Here is a 25,164-nt window from a genome sequence, read left to right as displayed (position 1 = left end):
TCTGTCCATCATCAAAAGCTATGGCTCGATAAATGAGGAAAAACAAAAACTTATATTATTGTCGGCTTGAATCACTAATCAAGCCTTCTCTGGGTCTTCCATTATTTATTCAGCAAGCCCTAATTAGCAGCCACTGGCAGAAACCTGTACTCCTGCAAAATCTGTCTCAGGAAAAGACAAAGCTTTAAAGCTGGGGCAATATTGGTAAAACAGTTGGTTAACAAAGCCGCGACACCAACACTTAGGCTAGTAGATTTATTTAAACTTTGGGGAAATAGCAGGGGCTACAAGCCCCCAGCATAAAACTCATAAGCAGACAACAGCAGGCATAACGCCATTCAGTTTTAGGCTTTTCAGCTTTGATTGACTAAAACTTGCTCCAAACTTTGGTTTCAAAAATCCAAAATTTAAAATCTAAAATGGTAGATATCCCCAAAACGTACCCCTAAATTCGCTCTGTTTTGCCATTCTGCTCAGTTGTACTGGGTACCTCAAACTTATACCCTACCCCCCGAACGGTTTGAATTAGCTCCGGCTGAGCCGAATCAATTTCAATTTTCCGGCGAATCTGACCGATATGAACGTCAACTACTCTCGGATCTCCGATGTACTCGGAAGCCCAAACTTCTTTGATCAACTCTGCTCGTCGCCAAACTCGTCCCGGATGACTGGCTAGAAAATGTAGCAAATTAAATTCTAAGGCGGTCAGGGGAATTGGCTGGTCGCTAAAATTCACTTCCCTACGCACTGGATCAATAACCAGTTTGTCAAAGATCAAACGTTGCTGTTCAGCGACTTTCAGGGGTCGGTGACGCTTAAAAAGCGCTCCTACCCGCACGCCCAGTTCCCCTAAACTAAAAGGCTTGGTGATGTAATCATCCGCGCCTTGCAAGAACCCGTGGATTTTATCGTTTTCGTCGGCTCGACTTGTCAACAGCAGCACCAAGACATCTGTGCGTTCCTGTAATTCCTTACAAAGTTGATAGCCAGTCGTGTCCGGCAAATTCACGTCTAGAATCACCAGGTTTGGGTTGAATTGCTCAAAGACGGCGCGGGCTGTCTTCCCGTCTTCAGCAGACTGCATTTGATAGTTTTGCTGACTTAAAAACCGATGAATGAGATTCCGGATGGCAGGATCGTCATCCACGACAAGAATTTTGTGAGTTGCGGAAGCCATGACCATAACTTTCCACTAAAAACTAGATTATGATTAACGGACAAAAGAGGTGTTCAGCAAAGAGCCGCGTGGGGAGAATTTGCGCTTATTTTCCCTTAAACACAAGTTCTCCACTTTAATTAGTGTTCCCAACCTAATGGCGTAATGAGCATTTTAGACAATTATCGGCGCTCGCTCCAGGCGATGAAAATATCTTGTAATGGACAATTTTCCAAAATCAAGGTTTAAACGGTTTGTTTTATGTCTTTTTTGCGTGAAAAGATGAATTTTACTGATCGCACTGGGAGGAATCATCTGATGGCTGGGGTAGTGAGCTAGTAAAAGTGTTTTTCGGCTCAAGTGCTTGAGTTGAAGGATCAGGCTAAACTAACTTGCAGGGGGATGAGTCTCATCCGGTCAAGGCAAACCTGTTAACTGCTCTTTTTGCAGTACCTGTGGACTTGAACGGTACAGAACAATGAACCAGTATCGCAAAACTTCATGGAAAATGTATAGATACTTTGTCAAATGTATTAATTTATGACAACTCCATGCGAAAAAAGCTACAGAACCTCTCTTGGCACGGTGTGTACTACGAGCAATATGCTTATAGTAACCGGGAGTAGAGGGGTGTCGGCCACTTAGCTTAACACGGCTGTGCTAACTTACACAGTGCTTGCAACTCGTGGGCCTGGAGCGCAAACATTTTCTTTTGTTGCTAGAAACTAACATAGGGGAATGTTGAGGGTTTTTCTCTTCGGCGGCTGAATAAATTCGATGAAGACTGATATAAATAATGGATCTCTGGGAGGTTTTGGATGAGCGAGCAAAATCCCTACGAAAAGCTTGGGCTGACAGAAGACTCAACGTTTGAGGAAATTCAGGAGGCGCGATCGCGTCTCCTTCAAGAGCATCATGGGGAAAAGGAGCTTCTGGAAACTATGGAAGCTGCCTACGATGCGATTTTAATGGAGCGTCTTAAAATGCGCCAAGAGGGAAGAATTAAGGTTCCTGAACGGATTCGTTTCCCAGAACGGCGAGAAGCACCCGCTCCCAATTTTGCTCCGCCTCCGGTAAACCGTTCTGGGGCTTGGCTATCTCGGCTGGTGGATACGCCTAGTTTACAGGAGGTTATTTGGCCTAGCGGTTTGTTTTTACTATTGAGCGGCGTGAGTCTCCTCTACCCAGGTACGAATGATTCAATGCTGCCAATGAATATGGCCTTGGGAGCCGGATTAACTTTATTCTTTGTCAATCGCAAAGAGCGAAAGTTTGGTCGCGCTATACTGCTGACGCTGTTTGGGTTGTTGGTGGGTATAGGATTGGGAACTCTGTTTAATAGTCTGCTCTTGGAGCAAATTTCCTCTATCGGTGTGAGTGCTAATCAATTCGAGGCAGTAGTGACGTTTATTATCCTCTGGCTGGTCAGCAGCTTCTTACGCTAGAAGAGTTGGTTCTGGCTGCGACTGACTCAAAACTAAATCCACGGCTTCGCTGAGGTCGTGGACTATTTCTGTTGGTTGGTATTGCTCTAGTTGGGCGCGATCGCGTATGCCACACGTTACCCCAATTACCTTGATATTCTGTTTCTTGGCTGCTATAATGTCAGCCTCAGTATCTCCCACCATCCATATATCAGACGCGGGTGGTAATTCCTTGATGGCTCGTTCCATCAGCAAAGGCTTGTCGTCGATGTCGCGAGTCTTAACGTAGTCGTTGCTGAGCAGATAGCAGCGGTCTTTAGGGAAAAAACGCTCTACGTCGCAGCGGCTGAAGGCATATTCTAGCTCTAGCTCTCGGCGCATGGTCATAACAACTAAATCGACACCAGCTTGCTGTACTTTTTCCAAAGCTTCGACAGCTCCCGGAGCTAGTTGATCGTATGCCATATAGGGGAGTGTATGCACAGTTTGACGGCGCAGTCCGGCAAATTCCTTGGCTTGTGCTTCATCTAAACCGGAGAGAATGCCGATTTGTGGCTCTGGTACGCGCGATCGCTTCAGACTCCAAAATTCTTCCTTAGACATTTTTCTCACAGGCTGGTCTTGGCGTTTCGTATGCTCTAGACAAAACTGGTAAACCTGGTAATATCGCTCCGAAACATCCATAATCGGGCCATCGAAGTCTGTAATAAGTCTTAACATTTGCTGAACTATAGTGACTGGGATTGTTAATTTTAATAGCAGATTACTGCATTTTTGGGCCGGATTGGGGATTGGGGATTGGGGATTGGGAATTGGGAAAAAGTCTTACCTAGTTCCTAGTTCCTAGTCCCTTGTCCCCAGCCCCTAGTCCCCAGTCCCCAGTCCCCAGTCTCCAGTCCCCCATCTTCCAAACTACCGCGCTGCATTTGATCGCGCTCAATAGCTTCAAAAAGAGCGCGAAAATTGCCTTCTCCAAAGCCTTGCGCCTGGAAACGACGCTCAATCAGCTCAAAAAAGAAAGTCGGCTGTGCAAAAATTGGCTGAGTAAAAGTTTGCAACAGCAGCGCTTGAGGATTGTCCTTCTCCCAATCCACCAAAATTTGCTGCTTGGCGATTTCTTGTAATTCAGTTTTTGATAAGTCGAGTCCTTGGCGATTTTGCAAATCGGTGTAGTAGGTGGGGGGAACCGACAAGAAAGGTAAACCAGAGGCGCGGAGGTGCGCGATCGCCTGCACAATTTCAGGAGTCTGTAACGCAATATGCTGAATTCCCGAACCTCGATTCACATCCAGAAATTCCTGAATTTGAGAATTAGCCGAACTCGGTTCATTAATTGGTAACTTCACCCAACCATCAGGATGAACCATTACCTTACTGTGCAACCCAGAACGCTTTGTCTGAATGGCGAACGACTGCTGGGGCAAAAAAGAGAGGGTATTTTTATACCAAGCAACCGCCCGATCCAGATCGCCAGCAGGAACATTCAATACCACATGATCGATAGCGGTAAACAGTCCCTTATCTATTGTTTGTTGTTTATTCCCGCTAAATACCAAGAAACCAATATCAACTGGCAAATTGCCGCTTGCTTCAATTAAAGTATGCGACAGCGAACCCCAGCCAGTGATTTTGCCCCACTTGACATATCCTTCATCTTGGAAAAAGTGCCTAATTGGTTGCAGCACTTTCGCGCCTTGCGATCGCGCCATCTCCATCACCGACTCGACATCTGGAACCCGAAAAGCCAAATCTGCTACACCAGGAGGGTGCAGGCGCAAAAACTTAGCAACCGGGCTAGTGGGTGCAATAGGAGAAGACAGAATAAAGCAGACTGAACCGCTTTTAACTACTTCCGTGCGGGTGTCGCTACTCGCACCGCCAAAGACACATTGAAAGCCCAGGATTTGAACAAACCAGTCGCGCAACGCTGTGGCATCTTCAACATAAAAGCGAACGTGATCGATTTTCATGGTTTATTCAGTCTTAGAGCTTTCCTGAGTGTAAATTCTGCCCTTTTCCCCGGATTTCCCGGTCACTCCTAAGAGAGATACAAGGCTAGAAAAATAGGTGGCTTTCTGGCTGAATATTAATTTCCATCGGCACCGCCTGCGGATCGGCTGCAAGAGCGAACATAATTGCGTCAGCAGCAGTTTCGGCACTGAGCATCTTTTTTCGGTCAACCTTCAAAGTAACTTTATCCCAGAAGGGAGAATCAACACCGCCAAAGTAGAACAGGGTGAACTTGATACCAAAACGCTTCAGTTCATCCGCCATGCACTTGCTGAAACCCACAACACCAAACTTGGAGGCACAGTAAGCCGCTGCCATCGCCATTGAGTGCTTGCCCAAAATCCCTACCACATTGCAGATGTGACCGCTTTTATGCTCCTTCATCGCCTCAGCAGCCGCCTGACAGGTGTAAAAGCTGCCCTTTAAATTCACATCGATCATGGCATCTAAGTCTTCTGGCTCTAACTGGTTGTACTGCTTGAGAATACCAGCACCAGCAGCATTGACTAAGACATCGATTTTCCCAAACTGGGCAACAGCCTTGGACATCAGCGCCTGTACCTGCTGTTGGTCGGTAATATCTGTGGGTACGGTTAAAACAGAATCGAGTCCTGATGCTAAGGAATCCAAACGGCTGCTATCTCTTGCCGCCAGTACCAACTGCGCTCCGGTTGGTGCCAGTTTGCGTGTCAAGGCGGAACCAATCCCGCCGGTGGCACCAACGATTACAATAACTTTGTCTTGCATATTGCTTTACATTTCTTTACATCTTTCCCCATAATACTGATTCCGGCTGATTTTGCTCAACAAAGGCAGTTACACTCCTTTTTCTGGTTTTCTCTGGTTCCCAGGCTCGTGAGGATGGCACTGGGGGAACTTTCTCACCAAACCTTGTCTTATTGATAAAGTGCTTCGCGCGTTCCCTCTTCAAATGGAGTAATTCATGAATTGGATTGTCACATCGGCACAACAGATATTTGCAGGCTTATTCTGGCTTTTTACCACGCCATTTTTTAATATAGGCAGCAACTCTCTCTCGCTTGGTTTGATTGTCCAACTGATTTTGTTAGCCTTGACGGTATTTGTGATTTCTCGCGCCATTAGTGAGTGGATAAAGCGGAAGCTGCTGGTACGAGTGGGATTAGATAGGGGAAGTCGAGAAGCGATCGCATCCGTCCTTAGCTATTTTTTGGTAGGCTTGGGTTTTATGATTGTGCTGCAAACAGCAGGCATCAACCTCAGCTCTCTGACTGTATTTGCTGGAGTTATCGGGATTGGTGTAGGTTTCGGTTTACAAAATTTAGCCAGCAACTTTATCAGCGGACTCACGCTACTTGTTGAACAACCAATCAGAGTCGGAGACTTTATCGAAATCGAGAACCTGCTTGGAACTGTAGAAAACATTTCTATTCGCTCCACTATTGTCCGTACACTTAATGGCGTTGTCGTCATTGTTCCTAATATTCGTTTTGTCGAAAATCATATTATTAACTGGAGTTATAAAGATTCTAATTGTCGCATTCATCTTCCAATTGGCGTGGCATATGGTAGCGATCCGGTATTAGTTACAGAGGCACTTTTAGCCGCCGCTCGCGTGGAACCTGGTGTTTTATATTCTCCTCCTCCCAAAGTTTGGTTTAAAGCTTTCGGAGAAAGTTCTTTAGATTTTGAACTGGTACTTTGGATCGACCAGCCACAAAATAGCGATCCAATTAAAAGCTCTTTAAACTTTTTGATTGAGCATGAATTTCGCTATCGAGGCATTGAGATTCCTTTTCCCCAGCGAGATGTGACCATCCGAAATCTAGAAAAATTAGAAAATTTGTTTCAAAAACATAACGCCGCAGATGTTTCCAATGGCATCAACTCCCAGAATGGCGCGATCGCATCCAACAACAAGCTAGTTTCAAAATCTCCTGACAATTGGACGCTGCGCGATTTGTTGCGGCGCGTAGCATACTTTGAAGGGTGTAGTGATTTAGAATTGCGGCAATTAATTGAATACGGGTATCGGCAACTTTTTCCAAACGGACAAGTTGTATGTCAAGAGAATGACCCAGGCGATTCATTCTACATTATTCTCACCGGGTCTGTAGAAGTTTTTTCCCAAAAAGCAGAGAAATATATTGCCACGCTTCACCAAGGCGAATTTTTTGGGGAAATGTCTTTGCTGATGGGAACCCCTCGTTCAGCTACGGTTCGCACTTTGGAAGATTCAATTTTGTTTGTAGTAGATCGCCACGATTTACAGAAACTTTTGGTAGATCATCGAGAATTAGCCGATCAGATTGCTCAAAAATTATCTGAAAGGCAACAGGCGCTAAGAGATTTAGGATTACTCGCTGAAGGAATCACAGAACCGACTCCTTTTATTCGGATACGTCAACGAATTCAAAACCTTTTTGGTATTTGATTTTAGTTTGTGTTTCTTGTCTTTATATTAAGGATAGCGTTTACCTTTATCCAGTCTAAGTTTTAGTTAGTATAACAGCGCTCTTAACCAAAATTTAATTCCTTTTTTATCTAAAGGTAAATCAATTTTAATCTATTTATAAGCTTAGATTATAAATCCTTAACCATGAACACGTATTCTATCTGAGGTTAGATTTAGAGCGAACTTAGGGTTCCGGAGCGAAGGATATGGCAGTCAACGAAGTAAAGTTTAAGCTTAACCGCTTGACAGCAATAGGTACTGCGGCAATCACAGCTGCAACAATTGCTTTATCAGTATCTGCGGTTAAGTCCCAAAGTCCAGCAACAATTAAGATTGACGGTTCCAGCACAGTTTTCCCAATTACTGAAGCCGTAGCGGAAGAGTTTCAGAAGTCAAAAAGAGGCGCAGTAAGAGTTACAGTTGGCGTTTCCGGTACTGGCGGCGGCTTCAAAAAGTTCTGTTCTGGCGAGACAGATATTTCTAACGCCTCGCGTCCCATCAGCACCTCAGAAATGGCGGCGTGTAAAGCCGCTGGCGTTCAGTACGTTGAACTGCCAATTGCTTATGATGCCTTAACTGTTGTGGTTAACCCAGCAAACACTTGGGTCAAGAGCCTGACAGTTGCAGAACTCAAGAAAATGTGGGAGCCTGCGGCACAAGGTAAAGTCAAAACTTGGAACCAAGTACGTTCTTCATTCCCCAATGCACCTATAAAGCTATTTGGGCCGGGTGCTAGTTCTGGAACCTTTGATTACTTTACCGAAGCTGTTAACGGCAAAGCCAAAGCCAGCCGGAGTGATTTCACTGCTAGCGAAGATGACAACGTACTGGTACAAGGTGTTAGTCGAGATAAGAATGCGCTGGGATACTTTGGTTATGCCTACTACGACGAAAACAAGAGCAAGTTGAAGGCAGTACCAATTGATAGCGGCAAAGGTCCGGTGTCCCCATCTGCCCAGGCGGTGCAGAATGGAACTTACACTCCCTTGTCTCGGCCTATGTTTATTTACGTCAGCTCTAAATCCATTAACAAGCCAGAGGTGCAGCAGTTTGTACAGTATTACATAGGTAATGCTGGTAAGTTTGCTCGTGAAGTGAAGTATGTTGCTCTGCCAGCGCAGGCATATACACTTGCTTCTAATCATTTCAAAAACAAAAAGTTTGGTACAGTGTTTGCAGGCGATACAAAAACCGGACTGCGGATTGAACAACTGCTACAGCTCGAAGCTAAACAGTAATAGGCAATAAAAAGGAAAAAGGCAAAAAAGATTAAGAATTTTTACCTTTTTCCTTCTCGAAGCCCAGCCCACAAAGCTTCTCAAATTAACATTCATAGTTAGCCCAATTATGACCGAAAGACCGCTGCAACTACCTTCTAAACAGGCTCAATTATCGTCAAAGCTAGTACGCGACTTGCGGGAAAAGGCTATTGAGTTTGTGTTATTTTTAGCGGCGCTTTCCTCGGTAGGAGTTACCTTTGCAATTATCGGCATCTTAATTGAAGAATCTTTCCTATTTTTCCAGAAAGTATCTATAGTAGAATTCCTCACCAGCACCACCTGGTCGCCTTTGATTGCCGACGCAGATGGAAAATTTAACTACGGGATATTGCCCCTGATTTCAGGAACTTTAGTTACTACAGCAGTGGCGTTGTTACTAGCAGTGCCGCTGGGTACTATTGCAGCTATTTATCTGAGCGAATTTGCTAAACCGCGAGTGCGAGAGGTGGTTAAACCAGCCTTAGAATTACTGGCAGGCATTCCGACAGTTGTTTACGGTTATTTTGCATTTTTGTTCGTTACCCCGTTGTTGCAGAAGGTGTATCCCGATTTGCCTGGGTTTAATATGTTGAGCGCTGGGCTAGTGATCGGCGTAATGATTATTCCTTATGTCAGTTCTCTGAGTGAAGATGCCATGCGTGCGGTACCTGTGAATTTGCGCGAGGGTTCCTATGCAATGGGGGCCACCCGCTTGCAGACAGCGTTGCGAGTTGTATTACCAGCCGCTATTTCCGGGATATCGGCGGCGTACATTTTGGGAATTTCGCGTGCCGTGGGAGAAACAATGGTGGTAGCGATCGCAGCTGGAGGTCAGCCTAATCTTACCTGGAATCCGACAGAACCAGCACAGACAATTACCGCCTACATCGTGGCAGTAAGTCTCGGCGACCTACCTTATGGCAGCTTGGAATATGAAACCATATTTGCCGCTGGATTAACCCTAGTGCTGATGACCCTAGTTTTCAACATTGGCGGTCATTTCTTGAGAAAACGCTACCGAGAAATTTACTAAGTTAGTTATTAATAAATTAATAGTCAATGACTAGCTAATAAATAATGAAAAATCTACAAGAAATTCGCTCTATTATTGCCAAGAGCAAGCGTTGGGACTTGGCTTTCCAAATCGTCGGGTTGTTGTCGATGCTATTTGGAATTGTCACTCTGATGGCGTTGGTGCTTGACTTAATGCACGACGGTTTACCGCGCCTTGATTGGCAATTTATCACCTCTTTTCCCAGTCGCAAAGCGGAAGAAGCAGGCATTCTTTCTGCGTGGGTAGGAAGCGCCCTAGTAATGTTGGTAACTGCTGCAACTTCAATCCCAGTAGGTATAGCAGCAGGCATTTATTTAGAAGAATATGCCAAGAAAGGTTGGCTTTCCGACTTCATCGAAATCAATGTCACTAACTTGGCGGGAGTTCCCTCCATTGTCTACGGACTGCTAGCTTTAGGCTTGTTCGTGTATAGATTTAAGTTGGGAGAAAGCGTTCTCACCGCCGGATTAACTCTGGCACTGTTGGTTTTGCCAATAGTAATTGTGACAACTCGCGAAGCTCTCCGCGCCATTCCCAATAGTATTCGCGAAGCTGCCTATGCAGTTGGTGCCAGCAAGTGGCAGGTGATCTGGGATCATGTTTTGCGTTACTCAACTGGCACAATTCTTACTGGTATAATTGTTGGCTTAGCACGAGCCATTGGCGAGACTGCGCCCCTAATAACCATTGGCGCTCTTACCTTCATCTCCTTTTTGCCAGAACCCCCAATTCAAGGACAGTTTCCTTTCATTTCTTTTAAGTGGTTGCTGGCACCCTTCACAGTTTTGCCCATCCAAATGTTTGATTGGGTATCCCGTCCCCAGGAGGAATTTCAAGTTAATGCAGCGGCGGCGGGTATTGCCTTAGTTCTTATGACACTAGCTATGAATGGTGTAGCAATTTTTCTGCGCTATCGTTTACGCAAAAATATCAAATGGTAGAAAAAATCGAAACCAACCAATCTCCCTCAAATTCAGCTAAAAATATTAAAGCTGAGGTTAATAACCTAAATTTTTATTATGGCGGTACTGTCCACGCACTGAAAAATATTAACTTGCCAGTCGCTGACAAACAGGTGACAGCGCTAATTGGCCCTTCAGGATGTGGCAAAACCACTTTGTTGCGGTGTTTCAATCGGATGCACGACCTTTACCCCGGAAATCGCTACGAAGGGGAAATCCGCCTGGATAGCGATGGTATTAATATTCTCAGTCGTAAAGTTGACCCGATTGAAGTTCGGATGCGGATTAGTATGGTGTTTCAAAGACCTAATCCATTTCCTAAGTCAATTTACGAAAATGTGGCTTATGGTTTGCGGGTGCGGGGTATATCAAAGCGTAGCCTTATTGATGAAAAAGTAGAGCAAGCTTTACGTAGTGCTGCCCTTTGGGAGGAAGTAAAAAATCGCTTAAATGACTTAGCTTTCAACCTTTCCGGCGGCCAACAGCAGCGGTTGTGTATTGCCCGTGGATTGGCAACTGAGCCTGAAATTATTCTTTTCGATGAACCGACATCGGCATTAGACCCGATTGCTACTGGCAGCATTGAAGAATTAATTGCTGAGTTGAAAAAACAGGTGACAATTCTAATAGTGACTCACAGTATGCAGCAGGCAGCTCGTGTTTCTGACTATACGGCGTTTATGTACTTGGGTGAGTTGGTAGAGTTTGACGATACGAAGACTATTTTTGCTCAGCCTGCGAAAAAGCAGACAGCAGACTATGTAAACGGACGATTTGGCTAAGTTGAATCTTTGTTAAGAGTTTCTTAATTGGGAATGCCTATTTATCAGGCTCTGTCTTATATTAATTTATAGGAGGCAGAGCCTCGAATACTTGCGTTAAGAGTTTCTGACTCTTAACGAAAAATGCTGAGTGTCGTATTTTTATTGTGAAGAATTTACTTAGCGATTGCAACTCGATATGACTTCCCTGAATTCTCTACCTTAAAAGCACTACACGACTGCAAAAACTTTAGGAAGTTACCATCCATCTTCAATTGCTTCATTATTGCGCTTATCGTTACCCCATATTGCTTGTGAAATTCACTTCCTAAACTTTCGATGGGAATAGGCAAGTTGTGAGATGTATTAGTTAAGGAGTTCAGAAGATTTATTAATACCTGTTCCAAAACAACTTGCGAGTTAATTGTAGATATAGAATTTTGGGCAAGTTCCACAAACTCATCTTTACCAGTATTCTGAACTTTCAACCCTTGGCATGACTGTAAAAATTTACTTAAGCTTGAGCCTAGTCCTAATTTTTTAAGAACTTCAGTTGCAGATTTTTTATATACAGTTCTAAAACCTGTACCCAAATGTGATAGAGAAATTTTAGACTCTGGAGACTTGGTTTTTATACTACCGAAAACTCCTATAAGCGCTTGTTCTAATTCTTCCTTAGAGTTAATAGTATGTAAAGGCTTTATATCAGTTCTAACATCTGTTGGAAAGGCACTATTATTACTGTTATTACTGGCTACACTTCTAGGAGCAATTGTCTCAAATAGCGTTACATATAATTCAGACTGCTCTGGCGGTTGATGAACAACAAAATCCGATGGATTGTTTATAAAAATATCTCTAGCTCTCTTACCCGGAAGATGAGCCGCGACAACTTGGCTAATAGTAATTTGGTGTAACTCCAGAAACAAAGCGGAGATTCTAGATAGCTTAATCCACTGATTTCCAGTACGTTCTTGCTCAGTTTTAATCAGTAATTGGAGATGAGTAATACATTGAACTAAGGTTGGGATTTCAGGTAGCTTTTTGGGGGGATAAGTCTCAGTTTTACCATTTTTGTAGTTTGATATTGTTAAATTTTCTCCCTGCCGCCAAACGCGATATACGTTTAATCCAGTTTTTAGAAGGTGGTTACAAAGGTTTGTCATCACTTTGTCTGAGGAGCAAACTAAAACTTCTCTGGCTTTTGGATAATGTTCACGAATTGACAAGCCAACTGCGATCATTTTCCCATCAGCATTGTCTCGGCCTGCGGGAACGTGAATCAAGTCATAGCCACGCTCATGAAGTTCAGCATCTAGCTTGCCCAGATGCCGCCAATTTGCAAAGGCAATTTTAACTTGAATAGGATAGGTGCAAACTGTGGTTAAGAAATTTTCGGTTTTGGTGTCGAGTTGCAAATTTTCTGTATCCAGAAGTAAGATAGCGATCGCTTTTGGCGTATGTGCGTCAGCGCTGCTGGCGTTAGGGGTATCTTGGACATTAGTGCTGTTCGCTCCCGCTGCTTGTTGCATTACACTATTGTTTGGACTCTGGCTCATATGACGAATTTTTGCCAGTAAGTTACTGTAAATCGGCAACTCTAAACACCGCCCAATTAGCAGAACTTGCAGAAATTTCTGTACCGTTTTAATCAGTGTATCCCTGTCTTGTGCTTTACTGAGTTCTGCTTCCAACTTCAGCAGGAATGCAGACTGATAACGAGTATCGCTCCAAGGAGCATTCCTGTACTTTTCGCTGAGTAATTCAGGTTCGTACTGCTGGATAGAAATAATCGCTTGGTAGACACAGAGGCTGATTTGGTGGATAACGGCAGAATCATTTGCTGCCCGCAAGCTGGGATTATCTGGCATAGCTGTTCACAAGATATATCCCATAATAAAAGATGAAGATTCACATATCTTAAACATGGCCAGAGACCTGCGGGGATTCATCAAACTACTGGAAGAAAGGGGACAATTACGGCGAATTTCAGCCTTAGTTGACCCAGATATGGAAATTGCGGAGATTTCCAACCGGATGTTACAACGGGGTGGCCCCGGACTACTATTTGAAAATGTCAAAGGGGCTGACTATCCGGTGGCGGTGAACCTGATGGGTACAGTTGAGCGGATTTGCTGGGCGATGAATATGCAGCATCCGTTGGAGTTGGAGGAACTGGGCAAAAAGCTGAGTATGTTGCAACAGCCGAAGCCACCGAAGAAGATTTCTCAGGCGGTGGAGTTTGGCAAGCTGCTATTTGATGTGCTGAAGGCGAAACCGGGACGCGATTTTTTCCCGGCGTGTCATCAAGTGGTAATCCAAGGCGATGATTTGGATTTGAATAGATTGCCGTTGATTCGTCCTTATTCGGGGGATGCTGGCAAGATTATCACGCTGGGGTTGGTAATTACCAAGGATTGCGAGACGGGTACGCCGAATGTGGGCGTTTATCGCCTGCAACTGCAATCTCGCAATACGATGACGGTGCATTGGCTATCGGTGCGGGGCGGTGCGAGACATCTACGCAAGGCGGCGGAACAGGGGAAGAAATTGGAGGTTGCGATCGCACTCGGTGTTGACCCGCTGATCATCATGGCAGCTGCAACACCGATTCCAGTCGATTTATCAGAATGGCTGTTTGCGGGACTCTACGGCGGTTCTGGGGTGCAGTTGGCGAAGTGTAAGACGGTGGATTTAGAAGTCCCAGCCGACTCGGAATTTGTCCTAGAAGGCACGATTACACCTGGGGAAGTGTTGTCAGATGGCCCTTTTGGCGATCACATGGGCTATTACGGCGGCGTGGAGGATTCGCCCCTCGTGCGCTTCCAGTGCATGACGCACCGCAAAGATCCAATGTATATGACAACTTTTAGCGGTCGTCCGCCGAAAGAAGAAGCAATGATGGCGATCGCGCTGAACCGCATCTACACGCCGATTTTAAGACAACAAGTTTCAGAAATTGTTGATTTCTTCCTTCCAATGGAAGCGCTGAGTTATAAAGCGGCGATTATTTCCATTGATAAGGCATATCCGGGACAAGCGCGACGGGCAGCCTTAGCTTTTTGGAGTGCTTTACCTCAGTTTACTTACACCAAGTTTGTGATTGTGGTAGATAAAGACATTAACATCAGAGATCCGCGTCAAGTTGTATGGGCAATTAGTTCCAAAGTTGATCCAGTTCGAGATGTTTTTATTCTGCCCAATACGCCTTTTGATACTTTGGATTTTGCCAGCGAAAAGATTGGCTTAGGTGGAAGAATGGGGATTGATGCGACTACGAAGATTCCTCCTGAAACCGAACATGAATGGGGCGAACCTTTGGAATCCGATCCAGATGTGGCGGCGATGGTGGAACGACGCTGGGCAGAGTATGGTTTAGCCGACTTGGAATTAGGAGAAGTCGATCCGAAATTGTTTGGCTACGATATGAAGTAATTGTTTGGCACCAGCACCAACGCTGGTGTTAAATAATTGGGAAACTTATGGCTAAAAAGGCGAACAAGACAGCATCAAAGCTAACCGTAGGATTAGCGCTAGCTAGCATGAGCTGGGTTATCAATACTGGTTGCGCTAATCTTAGCGTATTAGCGCAACCAGTTAATGAAAAAAAATGCGATATTTCTGCCGTCGTTATCGACAAAGATCCGCAAGGTTTAAATGTGCGTAGCGGCCCAGGTACCAGTAGCCGAATTCTGGGAAAAATCCCCATATACGAGTCAGTTGATATCATCGCTTCCTCTGGAAATTGGGTAAAAATCAGGAAGGATTATAGCGACGGCTTTCGGGGAACTGGCTGGGTGTTTTTGCCCATGTTAGGCACCGCAACAAGGGGTTATGAAACGAATGGCGTTAATCTTTATGCCAGTCCCAGTCAGCAAAGCCGAAAAATCGGACGAGTTCCACGTAGAACCGATGTCAAACTATTAGGCTGTCAGGGACAATGGGCGCAGATTGAATATAGAGGTGTTAAAGGTTGGCTGAAAAGTGACGATCAATGTGGTGTAGGCACCACCTGTTCTTAATTGTTTTGCATTGAGAAGATTTGGAGCAAAACTGTTTGGCTAAGATATAACGTAGAACCCCACCGCCAGCCTCTCCCCGCAAGCGAGGAGGGGCTAAGATATGAGTCTAAAATTTTTAGTTTTTAGGTACTTTTATGCCTTCTCCATTTCCGGGTATGAATCCCTCCCTATTTAGAACATCCTGATTTCTGGACTGGGATATATCACTTGCTGATTAGCAAACTTCTGAAGTTGTTGGCTTCCCAGGGAAAACGCATCTAAAAGTTATTGATTTGTAGCTGCAAAGGACATCAAATTTACTTCTCCCGGTTTTAAGAACAAATCTCGAACTCTAACTGATGATTGAGAAAGTTGTGAGTGAAATGGTCAACAATATTTGTGTCGCTGAGTTCTAAGTTGTAGAAATCTACAAATTCATGTTCAAAATATGGGCCAGCGTGCCAAGTTCCTATTTCTAATTTTATGAAACAATTACCGGGAATGTGGAAAGCTGCAATGTCTTCTAATGCGGGTTCGTCAGTATCATTATTAGGAGGGGCAACGGCGATTAGCCAGTCTTTTCCTTCGAGGGAACCTAAACATTGAGTGCATTGGGTGTGGCGTGTGATTGTGTGAAATTTGCGCCCTTTGTGGTGTAGTCGCATGATGTAAAAGCGGGGTATTCCATTTTGAAGGTTTAGTTGGGCATCTTCTGTGTCGTAGTTTTTGCCGTCAACACTGGCAGAGATTACTTGACCGTAGGGGCGGAAATTTTCTGATGTTATTAATTGTGCTTGTAGTTGTTGGATTGTTTTTGATGTGTTCATATTAAGTAAAGAAAAACTAACCGCAGAGGCGCTGAAAACGCAGAGAAAAGAGAAGTTTTAAGAGATGATGGGAATTTATTCTGGTTTGGGTTTGCCAGGGATTATTGAGGCTTGTTTTTCGTCATCTGAGGGTCTAGTGTACCACCAAGCCCAGGCGATTAAGACTGCTTGAAAGGGAAGTCTTGCTGCTTGAAACCAGGGGGAGTTTGGTATGTTTGGAAGCTGGATTTGGTTAACTGCCATGTTGATGTTGGCTGGGAAAACGAAGATGAAAAGAGTAAGTAATCCCCAAGCCGCAGCATGACTGACGGGGGGAATTAATAGTCCGATACCACCTAATATTTCAAAGAAGCCGCTGATATAGACGAGTGACAGAGGGTAAGGTAGTTCGGCGGGGATGAGTTTGGCAAATATGTTTGGGATGACAAAGTGCAGCACGCCGACAAGAATGATACAGGCGGCGAGGATGATTCGCAAAAGTTCTTTGTTCTTTTTGATGAGTTCCATTTGAACCTATAGAGACTGATTATTATAAAATACTGACAAATTTTGTCTATTTTTTTAGTTTCTGCGTGAAATTTTACTTTTTCTGGAATCAAGATTCGGAAAATTTGGTTGCAAATCCTCCAAAATAAGAAAATATCTCTTACCTTCATGGAGGCTAGCCAGATGACTGCAACTTCTATACCATCAATAGACTGGAATGCTCTGTCATCTGAGCTGACGGGGATAGAAATCATTACTGATGCTACCCAAGTCGCGAAACTTTCCCAAGATTACTACACGTTCAGCCCGGTGTTGCAAAACTTGTTGAGTGGGAAAACGGGGAATTTGGTTGCCCGTCCGGTTACTGAGGCGCAAGTGTTACAAGTGGCGGCAGCTTGTGTTAAGTATAAAGCGCCCCTGACGGTGCGGGGTGCGGGTACGGGGAATTATGGTCAGTGCGTACCTCTGGAAGGTGGGGTAATTTTGGATACTACGCGGTTGAATGAGATTCGCTGGATTAAACCGGGGTTGGCGTGTGTGGAGCCTGGGGTGAAGCTGGCGGCGTTGGATAAACAGGCACGGGAAGCGGGGTGGGAAATGCGAATGGCACCTTCAACTTACCGCACGGCAACAGTTGGAGGGTTTATTGGCGGTGGGAGTGGGGGAATTGGTTCGATTACTTACGGGCAGTTGCGCGATCGCGGTAATCTCCATGCTGTTAGAGTGGTGACGATGGAAGATGTACCGCGTGTAATTGAGTTACGTGGCGATGAAGTCCAAAAGGTAAATCACGCCTACGGGACGAATGGGATTATCACTGAGTTAGAAATTCCCCTTGGCCCTGCTTATGCTTGGGCAGAATTAATCGTCACTTTTGATGATTTTATGACAGCTGCTCGCTTTGGTCAAAGTCTGGGTGATGCTGATGGTTTGATTAAGAAATTAATTTGTATCTGTGCTGCGCCAATTCCATCTTATTTTGCTGCTTTACGCAATCAGATTCCTGAAAATAGTCACTGTGCTTTATTGATGGTGGCAGAATGTTGTCTGGAACCGTTGCAAGGTTTGATTCGGGAATATGGGGGTACAATTTGTTATGAAAAATCTGCAAAAGAAGCGAGTAAAGGCACTTCTTTAGCAGAGTTTACTTGGAATCATACTACTTTACACGCTCGTAGTGTTGACCAGACACTCACTTATTTACAAACTTTATTTCCAGCAGACAAAAGTCTTAAGTTGGTAGAGCATATGTATCATCATTTTGGCGAGGAAGTGATGATGCACTTGGAATTCCTTCGGGTGAATGGTACTGCTATCCCTGCTGCTTTGCAAATTGTTCGCTATACGACTGAGGAAAGGTTGAAGGAAATTATTCGTTATCACGAGGAACAGGGGGCGTTTATTGCTAATCCTCACACTTATATTTTGGAAGATGGGGGAAGAAAAAGTATTGATCCGGTGCAGTTGCAGTTTAAGGAGATGGTTGATCCTTATGGGTTGTTGAATCCAGGTAAGATGAAGGCTTGGGGACAAAGGAAATAAACCGCATTGGCGGAGCCTGGGTGTTAGCGCTTAGACGCATTAGCGAAGCCATGCGCGTAAGCGCTATAGAGCGAGAAAGAAAGATGGAAGGAATAGAATTTATAAGCAGTTAAAAGATTATCGTCGTTTATCTCTACAAATGCACAATTTTATTCCTCCTGAGCGGTTTTTTCCTTATCTGAGCTGGACTGATATCCAAGGAATGTCCGATAAGGAAAATGTGGTAATTATTCAGCCTGTGGGTGCTATTGAGCAACATGGCCCTCATCTGCCGATTATTGTGGATTCGGCTATTGGTGTGGCTGTGGTTGGTAAGGCTTTGGCAAAGTTAGATTCAGGGATTCCTGCATACGCTTTACCGCCTTTGTATTATGGGAAATCAAACGAACATTGGCATTTTCCGGGGACGATTACTTTAAGTGCGGAGACACTTTTGGCTGTTTTAAAGGAGATGGCTGATAGTGTTTATCGGGCAGGTTTTCGGAAGTTGGTGTTGATGAATTCTCATGGGGGACAACCGCAGGTAATGGAAATTGCGGCGCGGGATTTGCATCAGAAATATGAAGATTTTCTGGTGTTTCCATTATTTACTTGGCGTGTTCCGCACGTTGCTAAAGAGTTACTGACTCCGAAAGAATTGGAATTTGGTATTCATGCGGGAGATGCGGAAACAAGTCTGCTGCTGTCTATTTTGCCGGAACAAGTGAAGATGGAAAAGGCGGTTGCTGAGTATCCGCAAGGTTTACCGGAAGATAGTTTGTTGAGTATGGAGGGAAAGTTACCTTTTGCTTGGGTGACGCGAGACTTAAGTCGAAGTGGGGTTTTGGGAGATCCGACGACGGCGACTAAAGAAAAGGGCGATCGCTTGTTGGAATCGGTCTCTGATGGCTGGGTACAAGTTATCAAAGATATTTACAAGTTCCGTCAGCCGCGTTGTAAAACTTAAGGCAAGTTATTTCACCCAGTCAGGTGAATCAAACAGGTGAAGGCTATACCTATGGCTAGAGGCTAATTTGAGATTAATCCAACCAACTCTCAATACCTCAGCTATGAAAACTTTCTTAAACTATTCTGCCTTATTATCTGCTCTAGCTTTGTGTGGTGCTTTGCCCTTAGCTTCCCCAACTCTTGCGTTTGATAGAGACTCCATACAAAATCTCAACCAAAGACAAAATAACGACGCTTTGCTGGCGCAGTGGCGAGATACTTATCGCCCTAGCGGACAAGTGCAGCAACTGTTAAACCGCATAGAAAGCCGTACTGATAGGTTTCGTGAAAACCTCGATAGGGCGCTTGACGAAAGCCGTCTCAATGGTTCCGATCGGGAAGATGAAATCAATCAGTATGTCAGAGATTTTGAAGTGGCAACAAATCGCTTGCGCGATCGCTATTACAATGGTCAATATGTTGCTGCCGATCTTCAGGAAGTGCTGCGACGGGCAAACAGAATAGACAATTTCATGCGTCGCCAACGCTTAGGCTTGGGTGCTGAACGCGACTGGGCTGCTATCCGTCTGGATTTGAATCAACTAGGACGTATTACAAACGGCGTAACCAGGCGCTATTACCCAGATCGTAGTTATTAAAGTCTCCCGTTGCAGATAATTGCGATCGCAATTCCTAGCAGTTGTAAATTAACTTGTTAAAAGTTGATGATTTGATAATAGGACAATATGCGCGATCGCTGTGTTTTTCCCTCTACTTTCTCTCCTTAGCCAGCGTAGGGGCAATTCATGAATTGCCCCTACTTCTAACCCTAACGCCCAACGGTAAGCGGTTGCTTGGTGAAAACAGCATTACCCGTCTCTACATCAAACCAGTGAATAAATTGGGGAGGAAGTGTCAACGTTACCTCCTCGCCACTCAACTGCTGATCTGGCGGTAACAAAGCCCGAATGGTGACTGCTTCTGTCTGGGAACTTTCAACGCGGACGCTAATTAAATTGTGCATGCCCAAGTTTTCTACTAAATACACTCGTCCCCGAATTGTTTGTCTATCTTCCGGTTGGGCAATGAGTACATTTTCTGGACGAATACCCAGCACAATTTGCGGCGGCGTAGTGGGAATTTCCGGCAACGGTATTCTGAAACTACCCAACATTGCGGAATTTCCCTGGCAAGGAACAGTGAGCAAATTCATCTGCGGGCTGCCAACAAAACCAGCAACAAATTGATTCGCTGGATTGTTATAAATGCGGTGCGGCGGGTCAAGTTGCTGTACGTCACCCTTATTAAGAACAGCCACTTTTGTAGAAAGCGTCATGGCTTCTGTTTGGTCGTGGGTAACATAAACAACTGGGACTTTTTGAGCTGCAAATAGTTGCTTAATTTCCGCCCTGACTTTTTCTCGCAACAGCGCATCTAAGTTACTCAGAGGTTCATCTAATAAGAATACATCTGGGCTACGTACCAGGGCGCGTGCTAGAGCAACCCGTTGCCTTTGTCCTCCAGACATTTGACCGGGTTTGCGGTTCATTAACTCGTCTAATCCCAACACTCGCGAAGCTTCTGTTACTCGTTCTTTGATTTCTGCGGATGGAGTTTTTTTCAGTCTAAGTCCAGAAGCAATGTTTTCGTAAACAGTTAAGTGTGGATAAAGGGCATAGCTTTGAAACACCATCGCAATATTGCGATCGCCTGGTCGTTTATTCGTAACATCTACGTCCCCGATAGCGACTCGACCGCGAGTCGGTTCCTCCAAACCTGCAATTAGTCGGAGTATGGTAGATTTACCACACCCGGAAGGGCCTAGTAAGGTGAGAAATTCACCATCTTCTACACTCAAGCTAACGTCTTTAACTGGGATGACTTTAGGAGTATAGGTTTTATTTAAGTTTCTGAGTTCGAGTCTAGCCATTTTTCGATTTTGGATTTTGGATTAAAAAACTTTAGATGGAACCTCTCCCCTAGTAAGCAAGGGGCTTTTGCTACTCCTTACCTAGTCGTAATTTTGGATTTGTGGGAGCGTTTACTAGGGTTAAAAAGGGTTTCCGGCTGCCCTTTATTAGGAAGGGGGTTAGGTTTTTTTAACCTTTGACAGCACCAGCTGTTAAACCTTGGACAATCTTGCGCTGGAAGAATAAAACCAGTAAGACGAGGGGCAATGTTCCCAAGACAGTAGCAGCAGCGATCGCTCCATAGGGAATTTCAAATGCAGAGGAACCGCCTAGCTGTGCAGCTGCAACGGGGATTGTCTTCATATCTTCGCGGGTGATGAAAGTGAGGGCGAAAATAAACTCGTTCCACGCAAAAATAAAAGTCAGAATTCCCGTTGTCACCAGTGCAGGTAATGTCATTGGTAACACGATTTGTGTTAGCATTTGCCAAGTATTATAACCATCAACCTTAGCCGCGTCTTCCAGGTCTTTTGGTAATTGCTCGAAAAAGCTTCGTAGCACCAAAATTGTTAAAGGTAGATTAATTGCCGTATAGGGAATAATCAGCGCTAGATAGTTATTTGCTAGTCGCAGCCCTTGGATAATTTCCAACAGCCCCAAGAATAAAAGAATCCCTGGGAATAAGGTGACAATGAGGACACCTGCAAGAATAACTTTTGCACCCCAAGGGCGCAATCTTGCCAGCGCGTAGGCGGCGGGCGCTCCGATTAATAAAGCGAGAGCTGTGGAAGTAATCGACACGAAGGCACTATTTAAAATGTATCGCCAAAACGGGCGACGGACGAACAATTCAATGTAGTGATTGAGCGTGTATCGAGTGGGAAAGTAAACCGTGGGAACGGCGACAATATCTTCGTTAACCTTAACTGAAGTCAGCAATTGCCACAAAACGGGGGCTAGAGAAAATAGCACCACAAAAGCAACTACTATGGGGATGAAGATTTTTTTCCAGGGGATTTTGACTCCTCCGGTTGGAGTTGGGGTTGGAGTCGTTTTTTGTTCTTGGGGAATTACAGTCATGTCAATTTTAGATTTTTATTTAATAAATGCTATTAAGCTACCCCAGAAGTTTTGGCACGGGATCTAGTTAGTAATAAACTAGCGATCGCTACCGCTAAAATCAGCAACAAAAATGTCACTACCACCAACGCTGCACCATAACCAAAATCTAAGTAGCGCATCACAGTAGAATAAATGTAGAGCGATACCACTTCAGTCGCACCACCAGGGCCACCACCTGTCATTACTGCAATCAAGTCGAAGATTCCGAAAGCTTGAGCAAACCGAAATAATAGGGCGATCAAAATTTGTGGCAGCAGCAGCGGTAGAGTAATTCTGGTAAAGTTTTGCCAGGGTGTAGCTCCATCAATTGAATGCGCTTCGTAGAGGTCTGGCGAAATAGATTGTAACCCAGCCAGCAGCAGAATACTAATGAATGGTGTGGTTTTCCAAACATCAGCAAAAATAACTGCCATCATTGCCAGCGTTGGGTCGCCCAGCCAGTTAATCCCAGTCTTAATCAGACCTAACCGCAGTAGAATATCGTTAACAACTCCAAATTGATCGTTAAAAATCCAAGCCCAGGCAAGACCAATTAAAGCAGTCGGTAAAGCCCAAGGTAAAATAGCGGTGGTTCTTACTAAGCCTCGTCCCAGAAATTTCTGATTCAGAACTAGCGCGATCGCCATTCCTAACAGTAACTCAAAGAAAACTGATGCAGACGTGAAGATTGTTGTCGTCCAAAAACTCTGCCAGAAACGACCATCGCCCGCCATCCGCGCATAGTTAGCAAAACCAGAGAAAACGGGTTTTAATTCTGTACCCAAATTTTCCGTAAACAAACTCAACCAAAATGCTCGCCCAATTGGGTAAGCATAGACAAATAAAAGCAGCAGCAATGCTGGTAGTAATAAAATCCAACTTGTTCTTTGTTCCCGCCCTCGAATTGTATCCATCTTATTTTTGCCTTTTGCCTTGCTTTATTAGTAGTTGAGGTACGACCAACTAAAGTTCGCTGCTTTTCACTCCTGACCTATCCCCAACCCCTCCCTTACCAGGGGAGAAGCTTTCTGTTCCAACATTCCCGACAATGGTTGGGAGTTAAATTGTTAGGTTTTTCATCTGTGGTTGGGAACGGTTTCATCTTTTAGCTTTTGCCTTGTACTAGCAGTCGCCGCGTTTCATTAGCTGCGGATTTCATCGCTGTTTCTGGAGCCATGCGATTAGTTAGCGCGGCGCTAAGATAGCGTTGCAAAATATCCGACACTTGGGCATATTGAGCAATTGGCGGACGCAAAACTGCTTGCTGTACAACTTCTAGAACTTGTGGGTAGTGAGCGTATTTAGCAACGATTTCTGGATCGGTAAACAATTCTCTTCGGCTTGGCACATAACCCGCACTTAAAATGAATCGGCGCTGTGCTTCAATACTCGTAAAGTATTGAATTGCTTTCCAAGCTTCTTTGGGATGTCTGGAAGTTTTAGAAATACCTAAACCCCAGCCTCCCAAACAAGCTCCTCCAGTTTGATTAGGAGCATGAACCATCGGTCTAATGGCAATTTTGCCTTTGATTTGTGATGTTTCTTCATTAGCTAACGGCCAAACATAGGGCCAACTGCGGAGAAATGCTGCTTGACCGCTTTGAAAAAAACGTCTGGTTTCTTCTTCCTGATAAGTTGTTACTCCTGGGGGAGAAACGCCCTCTTGAACGGTGTCTTTGAGGAATGCGATCGCTTGCAAAGTTTCCGGCCGATCCAATCCCACTTCTAGCGTGTCGGGATTAACCCAAAAGCCGCCAAAACCTTCGAGAACTTCCACAAACATTGCCACGAGTCCTTCGTATTGGCGTCCCTGCCAAACGTAGCCCCAATTAACTTTTCCTTGCTGCTGCAAGGCTTTGGAAACTCTCATCAAATCTTGAAACGTTTCTGGTGGTTCCAATCCTGCTTCTTTTAATAAATCTTCCCGATAATAGAGCATCCCCACATCGGAACGAATTGGAATTCTGTACAGTCTGCCTTCGTAACGTCCCCCCTCCACATCTTGTGGCGTAAATGCTGCTAACTCCTCTTGGCTAATTTGATCCGTGAGGTCTCGTAACCACCCAGCAGCGGCAAATTTGGGTGTCCAAATTACGTCCATATTTACTAGATCGTAAGGAGAATCGCCCAAAAGAAAAGCAGAAGTATAGAGGTCTTCGAGTAAATTTGTAGCATTCGGCCCCTCAATAATATTCAGCCGAATGCCAGGATTTTCTGCCTCAAAATCTTTTACCATACCTTGTTGCCAAGGTTGAGCATCGGGGGCTGTCATCAACAAGTTGAGGGTGACTGGCTGCTGAGCCATCACAATCCAGCTAAATAGTATGACGCCCAGAGAAAGAGTCAGGAAAAACCAAAAGCGGCGCAAATATCCTAACCTTCTTAGGATATTTTGCAATATGTTTATTGGTTTGCTATACAACATTTTTAGCTGAGTAATTAGAGGTTTTAGTAATTAGAAAATTAAACCCTCAACCTTCCTAATAGCACGCTCTTGTTACCTATAAGCATTGCTTAGTATAATTAAACAAACTTAAACAAAGTTTTCGAGCGTCGGCTATGGGGATGGTTGTGTTTAGAAAACGTGAATGTGCCGGGTCGCCGCCTCAGATAAACTGAGACTTTTCTGTAAGTTCTGCTAAGAGTGCGAACTGCTTATTGGGATAGATAAAAGCTGATGCAGGTTTTCTAATTTAATTCGCCCTTAAACAGGGAGCAACTTTCCTAAGATATAGTAATCTATGTCTAAAGATAATCTCTCAAGAGGTAGAACTAGCACCATACAAAGTGTTATTCTTAAGAATAAATTGTAAAATAATGTTAAAATAAGTAAAATTTTTATACTATATTTACGTAAAAATGCCTGATAACTGTATAGACACGATAACCGCAAATATTCTACAAAAACGAACGACACTCTTCACAGAGGACATAGAGATTGAGATAATTAAAGACTTGTTTATTTCGTACTCTAAAATGTCAGATTTAGCTAAAACCATAGGCGCTAAGTTTATCATCCTCAAGTTTTAGGTGTTGATTTATTAGGGTTCTTGTACAGCTAAATTGGATAAATTATTAGATATAGAAAATATAATATAGTAGTATTCTTTGATTTATGACTTTAGTGAATAGACATATCTAGATAGCGAAGGGTAAAAAGAGAGATTTTAACAACCAATTTAGGATTGTTTGAATTTAATAGACCTCTTGCAAAAGTCGCTCAGGAAGATTTGATTTTGGGGAGGCAAAGCTCGTAATTGTAGAGAGCAGCAATCAGATTAAACCTTAAACCAAATCTTTTTCGACGATT

At 44.2% G+C, this 25,164-nt stretch carries 22 protein-coding genes; 11 read left to right on the top strand and 11 right to left on the bottom strand.

Annotated features, from left to right (window positions below):
- Nucleotides 1–445: 445 nt before the first annotated feature.
- Nucleotides 446–1,183, bottom strand: coding sequence for a response regulator (locus NDI42_RS25445; RefSeq protein WP_190455643.1), 738 nt, complete (start codon nucleotides 1,181–1,183; stop codon nucleotides 446–448).
- Between the two features lie 791 nt (nucleotides 1,184–1,974).
- Here NDI42_RS25445 and NDI42_RS25440 point away from each other — a divergent pair.
- A complete protein-coding gene (locus NDI42_RS25440; RefSeq protein ID WP_190455641.1) occupies nucleotides 1,975–2,601 on the top strand; it encodes a CPP1-like family protein in 627 nt (208 codons plus the stop codon).
- Here NDI42_RS25440 and NDI42_RS25435 read toward each other — a convergent pair.
- The 3 genes from NDI42_RS25435 to NDI42_RS25425 all read right to left on the bottom strand — a co-directional run bounded on the left by NDI42_RS25435 (nucleotide 2,593) and on the right by NDI42_RS25425 (nucleotide 5,337).
- Nucleotides 2,593–3,300: an HAD family hydrolase gene (locus tag NDI42_RS25435; RefSeq protein ID WP_190455638.1), complete on the bottom strand. Its 708-nt coding sequence runs from the start codon at nucleotides 3,298–3,300 to the stop codon at nucleotides 2,593–2,595. The genes NDI42_RS25440 and NDI42_RS25435 overlap by 9 nt on opposite strands.
- A gap of 116 nt (nucleotides 3,301–3,416) precedes the next feature.
- Nucleotides 3,417–4,550, bottom strand: coding sequence for a 4-hydroxyphenylpyruvate dioxygenase (gene hppD / locus NDI42_RS25430; protein ID WP_190455635.1), 1,134 nt, complete (start codon nucleotides 4,548–4,550; stop codon nucleotides 3,417–3,419).
- A gap of 85 nt (nucleotides 4,551–4,635) precedes the next feature.
- Entirely contained in the window at nucleotides 4,636–5,337 is a 702-nt protein-coding gene (locus NDI42_RS25425) for an SDR family oxidoreductase (RefSeq protein WP_190455632.1), read from the bottom strand.
- Nucleotides 5,338–5,533: 196 nt separating this feature from the next.
- Between NDI42_RS25425 and NDI42_RS25420 the strand changes: the two genes are divergently transcribed.
- From NDI42_RS25420 to pstB, 5 genes are all read left to right on the top strand, one after another.
- A complete protein-coding gene (locus tag NDI42_RS25420) occupies nucleotides 5,534–7,003 on the top strand; it encodes a cyclic nucleotide-binding domain-containing protein (RefSeq protein ID WP_190455629.1) in 1,470 nt (489 codons plus the stop codon).
- A gap of 227 nt (nucleotides 7,004–7,230) precedes the next feature.
- On the top strand, nucleotides 7,231–8,262 hold the full coding sequence (locus NDI42_RS25415; RefSeq protein ID WP_190455626.1) for a PstS family phosphate ABC transporter substrate-binding protein: 1,032 nt from the start codon (nucleotides 7,231–7,233) through the stop codon (nucleotides 8,260–8,262).
- A 109-nt stretch (nucleotides 8,263–8,371) separates the two neighbouring features.
- Nucleotides 8,372–9,316, top strand: a complete 945-nt coding sequence (pstC, locus tag NDI42_RS25410; RefSeq protein WP_190455625.1) for a phosphate ABC transporter permease subunit PstC — start codon at nucleotides 8,372–8,374, stop codon at nucleotides 9,314–9,316.
- A 44-nt stretch (nucleotides 9,317–9,360) separates the two neighbouring features.
- A complete protein-coding gene (gene pstA / locus NDI42_RS25405; protein ID WP_190455622.1) occupies nucleotides 9,361–10,278 on the top strand; it encodes a phosphate ABC transporter permease PstA in 918 nt (305 codons plus the stop codon).
- Nucleotides 10,272–11,081 carry a phosphate ABC transporter ATP-binding protein PstB gene (gene pstB / locus NDI42_RS25400; protein WP_190455619.1) on the top strand — a complete coding sequence of 270 codons (810 nt, stop codon included), beginning with the start codon at nucleotides 10,272–10,274 and terminating at the stop codon, nucleotides 11,079–11,081. Before pstA ends, pstB begins: the two co-directional genes overlap by 7 nt.
- A 155-nt stretch (nucleotides 11,082–11,236) precedes the next feature.
- On the opposite strand, the gene NDI42_RS25395 is transcribed toward pstB, so the two are convergent.
- On the bottom strand, nucleotides 11,237–12,931 hold the full coding sequence (locus NDI42_RS25395; protein WP_190455617.1) for an NYN domain-containing protein: 1,695 nt from the start codon (nucleotides 12,929–12,931) through the stop codon (nucleotides 11,237–11,239).
- Between the two features lie 55 nt (nucleotides 12,932–12,986).
- On the opposite strand from NDI42_RS25395, the gene NDI42_RS25390 reads away from it, so the two are divergent.
- Together NDI42_RS25390 and NDI42_RS25385 are read left to right on the top strand one after the other, a co-directional pair.
- Nucleotides 12,987–14,495 (top strand): UbiD family decarboxylase, encoded by a 1,509-nt coding sequence (locus NDI42_RS25390; protein ID WP_190455614.1) that lies wholly within the window; start codon nucleotides 12,987–12,989, stop codon nucleotides 14,493–14,495.
- 47 nt (nucleotides 14,496–14,542) lie between these two features.
- The gene (locus NDI42_RS25385) at nucleotides 14,543–15,082 is read left to right on the top strand and encodes an SH3 domain-containing protein (protein WP_190455612.1); all 540 of its coding nucleotides are present in this window, start codon (nucleotides 14,543–14,545) and stop codon (nucleotides 15,080–15,082) included.
- A 311-nt stretch (nucleotides 15,083–15,393) separates the two neighbouring features.
- Here NDI42_RS25385 and NDI42_RS25375 read toward each other — a convergent pair whose 3' ends face one another.
- On the bottom strand, nucleotides 15,394–15,888 hold the full coding sequence (locus NDI42_RS25375) for an ureidoglycolate lyase (protein WP_190455609.1): 495 nt from the start codon (nucleotides 15,886–15,888) through the stop codon (nucleotides 15,394–15,396).
- A gap of 75 nt (nucleotides 15,889–15,963) precedes the next feature.
- Nucleotides 15,964–16,395, bottom strand: a complete 432-nt coding sequence (locus tag NDI42_RS25370) for a DoxX family protein (protein WP_199311171.1) — start codon at nucleotides 16,393–16,395, stop codon at nucleotides 15,964–15,966.
- Between the two features lie 162 nt (nucleotides 16,396–16,557).
- On the opposite strand from NDI42_RS25370, the gene NDI42_RS25365 reads away from it, so the two are divergent.
- From NDI42_RS25365 to NDI42_RS25355, 3 genes are all read left to right on the top strand, one after another.
- On the top strand, nucleotides 16,558–17,916 hold the full coding sequence (locus tag NDI42_RS25365) for an FAD-binding oxidoreductase (protein ID WP_190455606.1): 1,359 nt from the start codon (nucleotides 16,558–16,560) through the stop codon (nucleotides 17,914–17,916).
- A gap of 139 nt (nucleotides 17,917–18,055) precedes the next feature.
- Nucleotides 18,056–18,862: a creatininase family protein gene (locus NDI42_RS25360; RefSeq protein WP_190455604.1), complete on the top strand. Its 807-nt coding sequence runs from the start codon at nucleotides 18,056–18,058 to the stop codon at nucleotides 18,860–18,862.
- Nucleotides 18,863–18,965: 103 nt separating this feature from the next.
- On the top strand, nucleotides 18,966–19,502 hold the full coding sequence (locus NDI42_RS25355) for a hypothetical protein (protein ID WP_190455600.1): 537 nt from the start codon (nucleotides 18,966–18,968) through the stop codon (nucleotides 19,500–19,502).
- Between the two features lie 170 nt (nucleotides 19,503–19,672).
- Here the strand turns inward: NDI42_RS25355 and NDI42_RS25350 are convergent, their stop codons facing one another.
- From NDI42_RS25350 to NDI42_RS25335, 4 genes are all read right to left on the bottom strand, one after another.
- Nucleotides 19,673–20,773, bottom strand: a complete 1,101-nt coding sequence (locus tag NDI42_RS25350) for an ABC transporter ATP-binding protein (protein ID WP_190455597.1) — start codon at nucleotides 20,771–20,773, stop codon at nucleotides 19,673–19,675.
- A gap of 169 nt (nucleotides 20,774–20,942) precedes the next feature.
- Nucleotides 20,943–21,833 carry a carbohydrate ABC transporter permease gene (locus tag NDI42_RS25345; RefSeq protein WP_190455594.1) on the bottom strand — a complete coding sequence of 297 codons (891 nt, stop codon included), beginning with the start codon at nucleotides 21,831–21,833 and terminating at the stop codon, nucleotides 20,943–20,945.
- Between the two features lie 32 nt (nucleotides 21,834–21,865).
- A complete protein-coding gene (locus tag NDI42_RS25340; RefSeq protein ID WP_190455591.1) occupies nucleotides 21,866–22,768 on the bottom strand; it encodes a carbohydrate ABC transporter permease in 903 nt (300 codons plus the stop codon).
- A 191-nt stretch (nucleotides 22,769–22,959) separates the two neighbouring features.
- Nucleotides 22,960–24,159 (bottom strand): ABC transporter substrate-binding protein, encoded by a 1,200-nt coding sequence (locus NDI42_RS25335; RefSeq protein WP_242017654.1) that lies wholly within the window; start codon nucleotides 24,157–24,159, stop codon nucleotides 22,960–22,962.
- Between the last annotated feature and the right edge of the window lie 1,005 nt (nucleotides 24,160–25,164).

Source organism: Funiculus sociatus GB2-C1 (assembly GCF_039962115.1).
In the GTDB taxonomy this organism is placed as follows: Bacteria; Cyanobacteriota; Cyanobacteriia; order Cyanobacteriales; family FACHB-T130; genus Funiculus; species Funiculus sociatus.
This window is presented reverse-complemented; position numbering and strand designations above follow the sequence as displayed.